The 13393-nt window shown below is 37.0% G+C and carries 12 protein-coding genes and 1 pseudogene; 7 read left to right on the top strand and 6 right to left on the bottom strand.

Going from position 1 to position 13393, the window contains the following annotated elements; all coding sequences use genetic code 11:
* Positions 1 to 98: 98 nt before the first annotated feature.
* Complete coding sequence (locus tag K6959_RS00830; RefSeq protein WP_163242854.1) at positions 99 to 470, top strand: helix-turn-helix domain-containing protein; 372 nt, start codon at positions 99 to 101, stop codon at positions 468 to 470.
* Between the two features lie 274 nt (positions 471 to 744).
* Here K6959_RS00830 and K6959_RS00825 read toward each other — a convergent pair whose 3' ends face one another.
* Together K6959_RS00825 and pdxR are read right to left on the bottom strand one after the other, a co-directional pair.
* Positions 745 to 1290: an STM3941 family protein gene (locus tag K6959_RS00825; RefSeq protein ID WP_223087356.1), complete on the bottom strand. Its 546-nt coding sequence runs from the start codon at positions 1288 to 1290 to the stop codon at positions 745 to 747.
* A gap of 81 nt (positions 1291 to 1371) precedes the next feature.
* Positions 1372 to 2784 (bottom strand): MocR-like pyridoxine biosynthesis transcription factor PdxR, encoded by a 1413-nt coding sequence (pdxR, locus tag K6959_RS00820; protein ID WP_163242856.1) that lies wholly within the window; start codon positions 2782 to 2784, stop codon positions 1372 to 1374.
* A gap of 158 nt (positions 2785 to 2942) precedes the next feature.
* On the opposite strand from pdxR, the gene K6959_RS00815 reads away from it, so the two are divergent.
* The 6 genes from K6959_RS00815 (at position 2943) to hisC (ending at position 7967) form a co-directional block, all read left to right on the top strand.
* A complete protein-coding gene (locus tag K6959_RS00815) occupies positions 2943 to 3587 on the top strand; it encodes a hypothetical protein (protein WP_163242857.1) in 645 nt (214 codons plus the stop codon).
* An 18-nt stretch (positions 3588 to 3605) separates the two neighbouring features.
* Entirely contained in the window at positions 3606 to 4019 is a 414-nt protein-coding gene (locus tag K6959_RS00810) for a DUF2000 domain-containing protein (RefSeq protein WP_163242858.1), read from the top strand.
* Positions 4020 to 4030: 11 nt separating this feature from the next.
* Positions 4031 to 4801, top strand: a complete 771-nt coding sequence (locus K6959_RS00805) for a formylglycine-generating enzyme family protein (protein WP_163242859.1) — start codon at positions 4031 to 4033, stop codon at positions 4799 to 4801.
* A gap of 64 nt (positions 4802 to 4865) precedes the next feature.
* Entirely contained in the window at positions 4866 to 5501 is a 636-nt protein-coding gene (locus tag K6959_RS00800; protein ID WP_163242860.1) for a molybdopterin-dependent oxidoreductase, read from the top strand.
* A gap of 21 nt (positions 5502 to 5522) precedes the next feature.
* Complete coding sequence (locus tag K6959_RS00795; RefSeq protein WP_223087355.1) at positions 5523 to 6839, top strand: APC family permease; 1317 nt, start codon at positions 5523 to 5525, stop codon at positions 6837 to 6839.
* Between the two features lie 24 nt (positions 6840 to 6863).
* Positions 6864 to 7967: a histidinol-phosphate transaminase gene (gene hisC, locus K6959_RS00790; RefSeq protein ID WP_223087353.1), complete on the top strand. Its 1104-nt coding sequence runs from the start codon at positions 6864 to 6866 to the stop codon at positions 7965 to 7967.
* A gap of 628 nt (positions 7968 to 8595) precedes the next feature.
* Here hisC and K6959_RS00785 read toward each other — a convergent pair.
* The 4 genes and pseudogenes from K6959_RS00785 to K6959_RS00770 all read right to left on the bottom strand — a co-directional run bounded on the left by K6959_RS00785 (position 8596) and on the right by K6959_RS00770 (position 13337).
* Positions 8596 to 8778, bottom strand: a complete 183-nt coding sequence (locus K6959_RS00785) for a hypothetical protein (protein ID WP_163242863.1) — start codon at positions 8776 to 8778, stop codon at positions 8596 to 8598.
* Positions 8779 to 8796: 18 nt separating this feature from the next.
* Positions 8797 to 9054, bottom strand: a pseudogene (locus K6959_RS00780) (autorepressor SdpR family transcription factor).
* 320 nt (positions 9055 to 9374) lie between these two features.
* A complete protein-coding gene (locus K6959_RS00775) occupies positions 9375 to 9971 on the bottom strand; it encodes a class D sortase (protein ID WP_163242864.1) in 597 nt (198 codons plus the stop codon).
* Between the two features lie 24 nt (positions 9972 to 9995).
* Positions 9996 to 13337 carry an isopeptide-forming domain-containing fimbrial protein gene (locus K6959_RS00770; protein ID WP_223087351.1) on the bottom strand — a complete coding sequence of 1114 codons (3342 nt, stop codon included), beginning with the start codon at positions 13335 to 13337 and terminating at the stop codon, positions 9996 to 9998.
* Between the last annotated feature and the right edge of the window lie 56 nt (positions 13338 to 13393).

The raw sequence follows: 13393 nt of genomic DNA, 5'->3' as shown, positions 1-13393 counted from the left end.
TATAATTTGTTTTAGGATCCTTTTTTGAATCAAGGTCGATTAAAATCTAACCTGTTGCAAATGAGGAATCATTTAATAGATGAATGGTGTGATAGATTATGAAGATATTAGCCGAGCGGATAAAAAAACTGCGCGAAAATAAAAAAATAAGTGATAAAAAATTTACACAAGCATACGTTGCCGAGGCAATCGGTGTTGCCCGCCAAACATATACAGCATATGAAAATGGGACAAAAGAACCTTCACTGGAAACAGTAGAAAAGATCGCTGATTTCTTTGATGTCTCTACAGATTATTTATTTGGACGCACAGATATTATGGTATCTCATCGAATTTTCGAAGAGAGAGCTAAATATGATTTACATGACCTAGAATTAACGAATTGGTACTATGAATTAGCAAAAAAGGATAAAAAAACATTAACCAAGCTGCGCAAAATTTCGAAAATGATTGAAAATGAAAAGGATTAAAGATGTTGATTTAACGGTTCATTTTATTTCTGAATAAGATGAATTGCAGAAAAAATGAGCTATCCTTTTTATACTCAATTGCAAATACCAAGACGTTCAATCGTTATTTTAATGTTTCGCAGATTTATATCTTTGTCGCATACTGCATCTCTTATTAAAAAAAGAAGAAAACGTATCGTTTTTTTTTACTTGTAAACGATACGTTTTCACCTCGACAACAAAAACATTGAATTAGGATAGCTTTTTTCCTTCCCTAAGTAGGAGAGACAATCATTCATTTTATATCATACTCGTGCTCATCATCTGCACATGCCTTTTGCCAACAACTATTAATTTCTTCAACTAGTTCATCAATAGAACACGCAAGAGTTTTTACAGGTATATTTACTTGAGCATCAACGAGAGCTCTATTTCCTTTAATAAGAAATCTCTTAAAGCCAGATGTTCGGTTAACAATCAGATCACGATCATAAGTGATGATCCCGAGAAACTTTTCTCCCAAAACTTCGACAGTCATAAAATTCTCAATGTCTTCCCACTTAATCATTCCCCCACTAGCCATATTAGAACAGTCAAAAATACCGGTATCTGATATAATTAACGCGGGTTTGCGTTTGATTAATATACTCATTAAATAAACCATCACTGTCCCAAAAAAGCTAAGCCCCATCAAACCAACAACCATTAACAAAATTCTCTGAATTCCCGAACTATCAAATGAGAAAATAATAAATAAAATACTAAATCCAACAAAAGCAAATGCTCCAAAACAAGTAAGTATATTTTTTTCTAGTTTATGATAAACAACATAATCATTCATATGTTAATAAACCTCCTTCTAAAAAAATTCTTTCTTTACTCACCCTAATATGTACTATAATATCGTGTTTTTTCCATCAAATCATTTTCCTTCTGATGTTAGTGCCTCTTTTAATCTCCGAATCCCCTCTTCTATTTCTTCAATTGTAAGATTGCCATAACCGATAATTACTTTATTTTGATGGGTTCCTTTTTGAATCGTATGTTGCTCTACTGGATAAATCTTCACTTTGTATTTCTTAATTATTTCTTCTACTTTTTGATCTGAAAATGTGATGTTTTGAAATTCAGCAATTAAATGCAAGCCTGTTGAATCACCTAGTATGTTAACGTGATGACCAAACTGCTCTGCTAAACATTTTTTCACATGATCCCGTCGTCCCTGATATATTTTTTTCATCTTTCTTATATGGCGCTCTAAATGTCTATCTTTTATAAAGCGTGCAGCAGTAAGTTGTTGTAGTGAAGGGGTATGAAGATCTGTAAACCATTTTAAATCTTTACAACGTTTCGTTAAGGACGGGGGAAGAATTAAGTACCCTAATCTAAGTGCTGGTGATAATATTTTGCTGAACGTTCCAATATAAATCACTCTATCAGGATCGAGTCCCTGAAGCGAACTTATAGGAGCTCCGTGATAACGAAATTCACTGTCATAATCATCTTCAACAATATAGCAATCAGTTGTTCTAGCAAATTGAATGAGTTGAATCCGGCGTTGTATAGGCAAAACCCCTCCAAGTGGAAATTGATGGGACGGGGTAACAAAAATAAAGCTAGGCCGTTTATTTGCTGGAAGTAAATCTGTTTTCATCCCTTGCTCATCAACAGGTATAGGATGAAGCGTGGAACCTGGAGAAGTGAATATCGTTTGAATTTCATGCGTAATCGGATCTTCAATGATGACTTCATCTCCCGGAGAAAGCAACAAACTGGCAATAAGAGACAATCCTTGTGTTGCTCCAGATGTAATCACTAGCTGATCTGAGTGACAATAAACACCTCTCGTTCTTTTTAAATAGCGAGCCAAAATATGACGAAGTTCGATTCTTCCCTCAGGATAACCGTAACCAAAAATAGAATGTGAAGTATCAATACATACTTGCTTCGCAATTTGCCCCCACATTTTCCTTGGGAACATGTCTAAAGCCGGAAGGCCTGAACGAAAATCAATGACGTCGTTTGTCTCTTCTTTTATTTGCTGTTTATCAAAGAAAGTGAAGCAATTAAGTTTCTCTTGTTTGTCTAAATAGGCTCCTTCAGCAACATATGTCCCAGAACCTTGCTGCGCTTCAATATATCCTTCAGCGATTAGTTGTTCATAAGCTTCCACGACAACATTTCTAGATATGCCTAAACTCGAAGCTAACTCACGGGTCGGCGGCAAACATTCCCCAGCAACAAGTTCTCCATGTAATATGCGCATCCGGATTTGTTCATAAACTTGACGAATTAAAGGCATATCCATTGTACGATCAATTGGTATCCAAAACATATTTTCACTCTCTTTTCAAATTGGTACTAGAAAAATCTATCAGAATTGGTCCTTATATAAATCATTTTATCATGCTAAAGTATAAAAGGTAATACAAATTACACATATTGGAATCCACAATGTAAAACTCAAAAATTGATACAGGGTGGTGTAATAATATGGTTATAGAAACGAAAACAAAAGAAGAAACTCCTTTCCTTTCAAACTGGAATAAAAAGCTAATTTCTTCGCTATCATGTTTGAGACAACTTGAAATTGCTACACTAGGTCCTTCAGGGACTAGCAGTGAAGCCTCGGCAAAATACTTACTTTCATCATTAAAATCAGAACATGGAACGTACTTGCTCTTTCCTTCTTATGAAGAAGCTTACGAAAGCTTAGTCTCTGGGCAAGCAAATATTCTTCTTGTAGCAAATGCTTACAAAGGAATCGATAAGTTTTACATGTCAAAAGACATTCAATTTCTATTTCCCTATGTCTTTGAAACACCTTTATACGGCGTTGCCAAAAGACCATCAGAAGAATTAGCTTCGGGACGGCCTCTCGTCATTGCAACTCATCATGCTCCCTCCAGTCTTCTGCCTTGGTTCTTAGCCGACTTCGACATGCAATATAAGATTCAGTTTGTAGATTCAACTAGTAAAGCAGCGATTAAATTACAAAATCGAGAAGTTGATCTTTGTTTAACGACTGCAAATGCTGCCAAGAAATATCATGCAGAATTCATTTCACCCACTCGAACCATTTTAATGCTATGGTCCGTTTTTGGTATGAACTCAACAAAAGTATCGTTGGAACATTAACAAGATGGAGGAATACTCATGGAAACGAAATGTGTAATGGTTATTGATGCAAATTTGCCAACAGGATTAATCGCTAATACGACTGCCGTGTTAGCCCTTACTTTAGGAAAAGAAATCGATGGAATTATTGGACCTGATGTAAAAGACGGAAGCGGTCATTCTCATATTGGAATTACGACAACCCCGATCCCAATTTTAAAGGGAAATTCCGAAAAAATTAAACAACTAAGAGAAAAAGTATATGATGAAGAATTTTCCGATTTGCTAGTTGTCGACTTTAGCAATGCTGCACAAACAACAAAAAATTATGAAGAATATACTCAAAAGATCGCGGCATTTTCAGCAACCGATCTTAAATATTTAGGTATTGCTTTATACGGAGATAAGAAAAAAGTAAATAAACTAACTGGAAGTATCGCTCTTTTAAGATAGGGGGAATGACAATGAGTAATCAGGTGGAAAATCAGTTACAAAATATGATTGTGATTCCAGGCGGCACTTTCCTTCGCGGCAGTAATGAATCACCGGATGAACAACCGATTAAATCGGTCACTTTAAAAACATTTGCAATTGATCAAACACCTGTAACGAATAAGCAATTTAGCGTATTTGTTGAGGAAAATGGCTACGAAAACCGCGATTATTGGCTCCCGAAAGGATGGGAGTATATTAAAGACAACAACATTCATTACCCGAATTATTGGTTTGATGACCATTTCAATCAAGATGACCACCCTGTTACAGGGGTCAGCTGGTGGGAAGCGAAAGCATTTGCTGCTTTTGTCGGCAAAGATTTACCAACAGAAGCTCAGTGGGAGTACGCATGCAAAGGGACAGATAACCGAAAATACCCGTGGGGAAATGAAGAACCAACTCTTGAATATGCAAATTATGCAATTGATTGCGATCCTGAGGAATTGAATCGCAAATCAACTTCTGTGTTTGCATTTCCTAAAAATAAGTCATATTTCGGGTGTTTAGATATGGCAGGAAATTTAGCTGAATGGTGTTTAGACAATGCTTCTCTAAATTATAAATGGGATAAGGATGGCATAAATCCGTTATTTGTAACATCAGAAGAAGATTATCATATCGTTAAAGGCGGATGCGGGTTACATAATGAAGATTTTATGAGATGTGCAGCAAGGGACAATTATCCTGTTTCCGTAAGAGATAATTTAATCGGTTTCCGTTGTGTCATTAATCATATTTAAGCGTTGTTAAATTGATTGGCTCATTCTTACACGAATGGGCCGAATATTTAAGGGAGAGTGAACGATGAATCCAACATTGAAAACCCCAAATTTGGAACGAAAACCTTCCTCACTGCGATATTATCAAGAAGGACCGCCTAAATCGATTGATCTAGCAACATGGCGTCTCTCTGTTACTGGATTAGTGGAAAAAGAATTGACTTTAACGTATGAAGATATTTTACAAATGCCGCAAGTAGAAGAAAGCAGAAGAATGGTTTGTGTCTGTAATTGGAGTATTCGCCGCACTTGGAAAGGTGTTTTATTATCGGATGTTATCAAATTGGTTCGAGTCACAAATCCAGAAAAATACTATTTGAAACAAACAAGTATCGGGACAAAGGAAAAGGGAGTTTATGAGTCTACCATTCCTTTAGGCGATGCTCTGTCAAGAAGAGCATTACTAGTTCATTCCGTTGATGGGGAACCTTTGCCGATTGAGCAAGGGTATCCGTTAAGATTATTTGATTTCGGGCTTTACGGCTATAAAAACGTAAAAGGTTTGGCGGAATTGAAAGTCACTAAAGAATATCAAATTGGCGAATGGGAACGCAGGGCTGGATACGATATTAACGGTATTGTCCGTCCGAAAAAATATTGGATTGTAGATTTAAAAAAATGGGGCTTTATAGAAGAACCTGGCGAAGTCACTTATTTTTAATTACAGAAAAGGGAGATTTTTATGAGCCTAAAAAGAGATTTAGGATGGAAAGAAGCTACTTCTTTAGGCACCGGTGCTATGGTCGGTGCTGGGATTTTTATTCTTAGTGGTGTAGCAGCCGGAAAAGCAGGTCCGGCTGTTATGCTTGCTTTTGTCATCGCAGCTATTTTAGAAATTTTACTCGGATTATGTTATGCAGAACTAGCATCAAGGTATCCTCGAGCAGGAGGTGCTTATGAATATGTAAGTCGAACGATGGGATCGTTTGTGGGAACTTTAATTGGCTGGTCTTATTGGGGGGCTTGGCTAGCAGCAAGCAGTTTTGTTTCCCAGGGATTTGGGAATTACCTTCACTCGTTAACGGGTACTCCTCCATTGTTAAGCGCGGTCGCCCTTCTTGTTGTTTTAGGATTTTTAAATATATTAGGGATTAAGTTTAGTGGTGTAATTCAAGTAGGAATTGTCATTATTGAAATAATCGTGCTCATTTTATTTTTTTCTTTAGGGTTCGGTCATGTAAATTACTCACTTTACACACCGTTTGCCCCTAACGGTTTTGAAGGAATCCTTGCTGCGGCGTTAGTCGGTTTTCTATCAATGGTCGGCTGGGATGTCATTGTCGATGCTGGAGAAGAAATGAAAAATCCGAGCAAAACAATCCCAAAGGCAATTCTTTCATCCATTATGATCGTGCTTTTTCTATATTCCGGGCTGTTATTCGTTTCAACAGGGATTGTTCCTTGGCAAGAGCTAGGATTATCAAAAGTGCCGGTCGCCTTAGTAAGCGAACAATTTTTAGGAGATTTCGGTCCAACGTTAATTAGTATTGTCATTGTCATTGCATTACCAGCGACAGCAAATGCTTTTATTATTTCAATTTCTAGAACCGCCTTCGCTATGGGCGGCAACGGATTATTGCCGAAAAAGATTGGATTTATTCATCCTCGCTTTCAAACTCCTGTATGGGCCATTTTATTAGGAGTCAGCATCCAAATTATGTTTACCCTAGTAAGTTCAATTAACATTGCTGTTAATGCTACTGGGTTTTTGTATTTGATTACGTTTATTTTTACGATGATTGCCTTTTTTATTTCAAGAAGAAAAGTATCTGCTAAGGAAAGAGCGGAGCAGTTTTCTGTTCCTTTTTATCCTTTTTTGCCAGCCCTTGCGTTAATTATAAGCATTTGTTTGCTCGTTCCAGTTGGAGGATCTGGTTTCTTTTCAGGTCTCATATGGTTATCAGTCGGATTTGTTATTTATTTAATAAGCACGAAGTCAATTAAAGCTACTGACAAGATGAGAGTTAAAGAAAATGAAATAAAATCCCCTACTGGGTAAAACGTAGACGAGGAAGTGGTTAAAATGAAACGTAAAAAACAACTTGAAATCATAACACCGTATCATCCGGGCAAGTCAATTGAAGAAGTCAAACGTGCTTATGGACTTCATCATGTAGTAAAGCTTGCTTCTAATGAAAACCCTTTCGGTTGTTCCCACAATGTTCAGGAAGCAATGATGGCAGAACTGACGAAATTAGCCTCTTATCCAGACAGCCGTGCAAATAAATTAAGAAAGAAACTAGCTGAATCTATTGGAGTAAACCAAGATCAGCTTATTTTCGGAAACGGAACGGATGAATTAATTCGAATGTTAGCTAGAACATATTTAGGTGACAGGACTAACACAGTCATGTCGGAATTAACATTTTCGCAATATAAACGCAATGCAATCATTGAAGGTGCGGAAGTTCGAGAAGTTCCCCATATAAATGGCCGACACGATATAATGGGAATCATTGATGCAGTTGATGAAAACACATCAATAGTTTGGATTTGCAATCCGAACAATCCTACGGGAGAGTATGTTCGAGAACATGAACTTATCAAGCTCTTAAATAAAAATGATCACGATATCCTTGTTGTTTGCGATGAAGCGTACTATGAATACGTAGATGCTCATGATTTCCCAAATACAGTGAATTTAATGAAGGAATATCGTAATTTAGTCATTACGCGAACTTTTTCAAAGGCTTATGGTTTGGCAGGGCTTCGAATTGGCTACGGAATTTGTCATCCTGATGTAGTGAAAGATTTAGAAATAGTGAGAGAAACATTTAATACTTCGCGGTTAGCACAGGCAGCTGCCATAGCTGCTCTTGAAGACCAAGCTTTTATTAAAGTTTGCCGTGAGAAAAACCGAAAGGAACTAGAACAGTATTATTCGTTTTGTTGGCGATTCGGTCTCTCTTACTTCCCTACACAGACTAATTTTATATTTATAGATATGAAAAGAAAAAAAGATGAATTAGCTGATTGTTTATTACGTAAAGGATTTATTATTCGTCCAGGCAGTGAGTTTTGCTGCCCTACAAGTGTTAGAATTACGATGGGCAGTTCAACACAAAATGATGACTTAATAGCCTATTTATCACAGCTTCTTCAAATGCCAGAAACAGAAACTTTATAATGAATTAAAAAAATCGGCTACATCCAAAAAGGGATGAACTGCACCCCAAATGTTAGACAAAAAATTAACAATTGGAGGTGCAGTTTTTATTTATCCAAATTCAATATAAAGGAAAAGCAGGTTTTTATATAATTATAAATAAAGGATGAGCACCTTTTTCCAATTTTACTCATCATTTTAAATAATAGCTGTGTTATCGCTCATTTCGTTGTCTGAAATCGGCGAATATGCAATAGACTTGCTTAAATGTTACTTATTGTATTCTGGTATATTTTATAAAATCGACACGCGGCTGTAAGTAATGTTAAAAAAAGAAGAGCGAAAAAAAACAATCAGCATCATTACTTTAGGGAGAAACACAATAATAACATGAACAAACCGCCGATAAATAAAAGAAAGGAAATTGGCCGGATCATCGGATTACTTTTTAATTCTTCTAAACGAAATCTTGGGAGTGTGTTGGAAGTAGTCATAAATAAAGTTCCGACGTGATTGGAGCTAGCGATAATAAATTGAATTCATTCCCTGATGTAGCAAGAAGTAGGCCAACAATGAAGTAAAAACGAGATGAGGGAAAGTGACAAAAAAATGCTTTCGAACCCTTTTTTATAACGTAAATAAGGTGCTTTCATACGGTTTTGGTAAAATAACGAGATTCCCTATTAACTAAAATCATCGTAAATGGAATACTAAATAAAATTATTTCTCTATTGCCGAAAGTACTTTCATCGATTGGAACTTGTGAAACAGCAGCATATATGCTGAGACCGAAAGCTAAAGCTATTAAACAAATAATGATCGTTTTTTTCATAAAGAATGAAACCCTCCTTTATTTTTGATTAAATTGAATAACCCATTTCAAAATATCTTGTAAAACTGTTGAGTTTAACGAATAATATACGTACTATCCTTTTTTATAGGAATACACTAACTCAGCATTTTTTAAAATAGATAAATGTTATGAGATTCCAGGCTTACTCATCTCAAAGTGCTCAGCGATTTCCCCAGATGATAAGTCTCCATTTCGTAATAAATCTAATATTTTTCTTCTATTTTCGTCGGATAGAGCTTTAAATAACTGATTAATGGACAAATAATCATTCACTCCTTTTAGTATTTAAGTAATTACTTAATTATTTAAATATGATTATACTAAATACATAATAAAGTCAATAACCAACTTGTTAAAATTTAAAAAAATCCGATCCACTATCTGAAGATCGGACGAGATTATAAAAAAACCAATGTTTAAATCGGTTGTCTCAGACTAGTTGAAAACGCTTGTCAGTCGAGGCGCGCAGCACGAGGCGGAAGCGAATAGAACTTATCCGTTCATGAGCTTACAACGAACTGCAAGCAACGACGAATGCGAGCGTTTGCCAACAGTCTGAGATCGGACGACAATCATTATTTTTTAATTATTTCAATTAATTCGCCTTTGACTGCGATTCGATTTTCTCCAGAAACCGTGCAAGTAATCATTGTAATTTCTTTTTTCTCTCTATCATCAACTAAAACTTCTACATTAGTCGGCTTAATGACTTTGGAACTCGTTACTCGGTAAACGTACGTTCCATCCTCTGCATGTAAATACACTTTTTCACCGATAGAGACGTCGGGGAGGTGGCGAAAGTGTCTATCGCCACGGTAACCCCGATGTCCTGCTATCGCAAAATTTCCTTCACCTGGGCTCTGATCTCTTTTTATTTGTGTCAATGCAACATTTAAATTTTTTTCTGTCGTCTCTGCTAAAACTTTTTGCTTTAGGTCAATGGATGGAATCTCTAATTCTAACACCCCGTTTAACTCATTCTCCGTAAAAGTGAGATTGTCTATTTTAGATAGATCTGTCGCTTCGTCATTAGATTCAGAGATAAGTGAGAGAGCTTCTTCCATTGCCTTTAACTCTTTTCCCTGCTGCCATTCGTAATAGAGCGGAATGGAAATGAGAGTAAGTCCAACTAGCAAAAATACAACACCGATCAGCGATTTTATCTTTTTCACCAGACTACTCTCCCTCCATTTTATTTAGATGTTACTTTTTTTACGTAACAATAATAATCCACCTATTGTCAGAAATAAAAATCCGATCATCATCATGTACAACAAAGTTTCTTCGCCCGTTTGCGGGAGTTTGTCTATTAATTGATCTCGTTGACTTGGGTCTTTTGGATCTGTCAGACCTACTGCTGGATTTTTCGAATCTGTTGGCTCCACTTTAATGATCTCTTTTGGATGATCTTGTTTATCTATATTACTGCCTGCGACTACGGCAATGTTTTCTATCGCTTTATCAGATTGATCCGCGCTTATTTTAGCTTGAAATTCAACCGTATGCCACTCAGTATCTGTTAGATCACCAAATTGACCGATAATCGTGCCGTCTGCATAATAACCGTTGTCATTATCTTCGGCGTCAGTTACTGCTTGACCGTCAATTTTTAAGCTGCCTGAAACATACTCGATTCCTGCTGGAAGCTTATCTGTAATAGATAAGTTTTCTACTACGCTGTCTGATACTTTATTGCGCGTTTTAATCGTGTAAACAATCGTGTCTCCTACTTCATACTGATCCTTACCTTCATCTAAGTTCTCCGCGGACTTCTCAGATTCCAAAACTGGATTTCGCGGATACACTTTCACTTCTTCACTTGGTTTATCCGGATCTTCTACGTTACTTGCGCTTACTGTAGCAATATTTTTTATGTCTTGTCCTGCTTGACCTGCTTTTATTGTCGCTTCAAATGTAACCGTATGCCACTCAGTGTCTGTCATATCGCCAAATTGACCAACAACCGTGCCATTTTGATAGTGGCCTTTATCATCACCTTCTGCATCAGTGGCTAATTCCCCGTCTACTTTCAAGCTGCCTGGAACATATTCAAGTCCCTCTGGAAGAGTATCTGAGATGACAAGGTTTTCTATTAAGCTATCAGATACTGTATTTTGAGCTCTAATCGTGTAGACAATTGTATCACCCACCTCAGGGTTATCTGTATCTTTGTTTCCATTGGCTTTTTCTTTAATATTTGCAGATTTCTCGGATTTGAGAAGCGGATCTTTTGGATACACTTTCACATCTTCACTTGGTTTATCCGGATCTTCTACGTTACTGCCGCTTACGGTGGCAATATTTTTAATCGTTTCACCAGACTGACCTGACTTAATCTTTGCTTGGAATGTGACTGTACGCCATGCCGTATCTGTCACGTCGCCGAATTTCGCGGTCACTGAACCGTTACTAAATTCACCCGTACCGTTATGACTTACTTTCAAGCTGTTATCGACATACTCTAATCCAGCTGGAAGTTGATCCGTAATAGATAAGTTTTCTACTAAGCTGTCTGATACTTTGTTCCGTGTTTTGATTGTATAAACAATCGTGTCGCCCACTTCATACTGATCCTTACCTTCATCTAAATTCTTCGAGGACTTCTCAGATTCTAGAACTGGATCTCGTGGATACACTTTCACTACTTCTTCTGGTTTATCTGGATCTTCTACGTTATCGCCGCCCACCGTGGCAATATTTTTAATATCTTGTCCTGCTTGTCCTGCTTTTATTGTTGCTTCAAATGTAACCGTATGCCACTCAGTATCTGTAATTTCACCAAACTGACCAACAACCGTGCCATTTTGATAGTGACCTTTATCATCACCTTCTGCATCAGTGGCGGATTCTCCGTCTACTTTCAAGCTGCCTGAGACATATTCAAGCCCCTCTGGAAGAGTATCTGAAATGACGAGATTTTCTATTAAACTATCTTCGATTGTATTTTGAGTCTTAATCGTATAAAGAATCGTATCCCCTACTTCAGGGTTATCTGCATCTGTGTTTCCGGCAGCTTTTTCTTTCAGGTTCGCCGTTTTCTCTGACTTTAGAACAGGCGGATTTGGATTGAATGATGGTTTAGGTCGTGATGCTAAATCAACAGATAGTTTCACTTCTACAGCGCCGATGTAAGTCGTACTAAGCGTTTCTGGATCAAGTAAAAATAATGTAATATTCGTATTGCCAGACGAAAGTAGCATCTGCCCATTAGGCAAGAAACTGAGTCCTCTCACATATGGCTCTATAGGTTGACCATCTGAATTTGTTATCGTAACAGAACGTATTAATGTAGAAGATTGTGGATCTATTTGAACGATATTTTGTGCCGCGGCATACCAGATGTAACCTTCAGCATCGACAACTATATCTCCTCCGCCTAAATTAACGTTAGAACTGTTAGCAATAACGCTTGTAACGTTTGCTCCTGTAATTAAATCATAAGAGCCTAATTTCCATTCTCCATCCTCTAGAAAAATATAGTAATATTTCGAATGATTAATAACAGCATTACTAATACCATTGCCAGCAGACAATGCTTTTACAAATTTAGCCGTTCCGTCAGCATTAATACTATATAGATTAGACCCATTAGCTGCATAAAAAACATCCTCATTCTCGGATATAGCTAATCCATTTAAACCATTTACAGTAATTCCTGTGATAGAAATACTAGCCTTTGGAGTAGCTGCTCCTGGATTATTTCCATCCAGTTGATAAAGCGTTGTTCCATCACTTGAGACCGCATACGTATCAACATCATTAATCGTAAATGCCGCAGCAGCAACAGCTTGATTTTCTTTTTCCTCCGTCAACGCAGCCATCGTTACCGTCTCTTTTTTAGGTGGTAACGTATGATCTACTTTCGCTTGGGGCGTGCTTTCGTTTGTCTCCTCTTTTACAGATTCATCATTATTCTTATTCTCTTGCGTTGGTTCTTTCTCTTCTACAGTGTCAGTTTTTGCTGCCTCTTCTTTAGGAGTATCATTAACTTTTTCAGTAACGGCTTCCGCTTCTGCTGAAGAATTATTTTGAAGTGGAACGTGGATGATTTTGTTTTCACCATCTACAACAAATGTAAGCGGAATTACTCTATTTTCTTCCATTGCGATATTATTTAATACAGTTTCGATCTCAAAAGATCCTTTTGCTTCCGAAAGTTCATTTAACGTGACAGTGACGGTTCCATCTGTTGAAACTTTGTATGTCCCCGCTGACCAATTTTCAGTATTCAATGTACCTTCTTGTTGTTTGGTTACTTTTAATTCAGCTGGTAATACGACATCCCCTGCTTTAACGTTTTCACCAGCTAATGCCCAGTCAAGCTTAACATTGAGCGGTTGCTCAACATTCACATAATGATTTGGATTTTTGTTTGCATCAATCTCTTTTCCGTCTTCACTTTTAAGAGAGACGTTGGTGAAAATGCTCTGTCCTGAATCAGCTGCCGCCTTTACCTCTTTTTGTATACCTGCACCAGCAAAAATAGTTTTTGAGATTAACATAAAAATAAAAGCAACAATCCCTGCCTTCTTCAACATTTTATAGCACCCTCTCCTTGAATAAAATAGAAAAACAGATAAGCGTGAGAACTGTT

It is taken from the genome of Bacillus aquiflavi (genome assembly GCF_019915265.1).
In the GTDB taxonomy this organism is placed as follows: domain Bacteria; phylum Bacillota; class Bacilli; order Bacillales; family Cytobacillaceae; genus Bacillus_BT; species Bacillus_BT aquiflavi.
The sequence above is the reverse complement of the archived record's forward strand: the minus strand, read 5'-3'. Positions and strand labels throughout refer to the sequence as shown.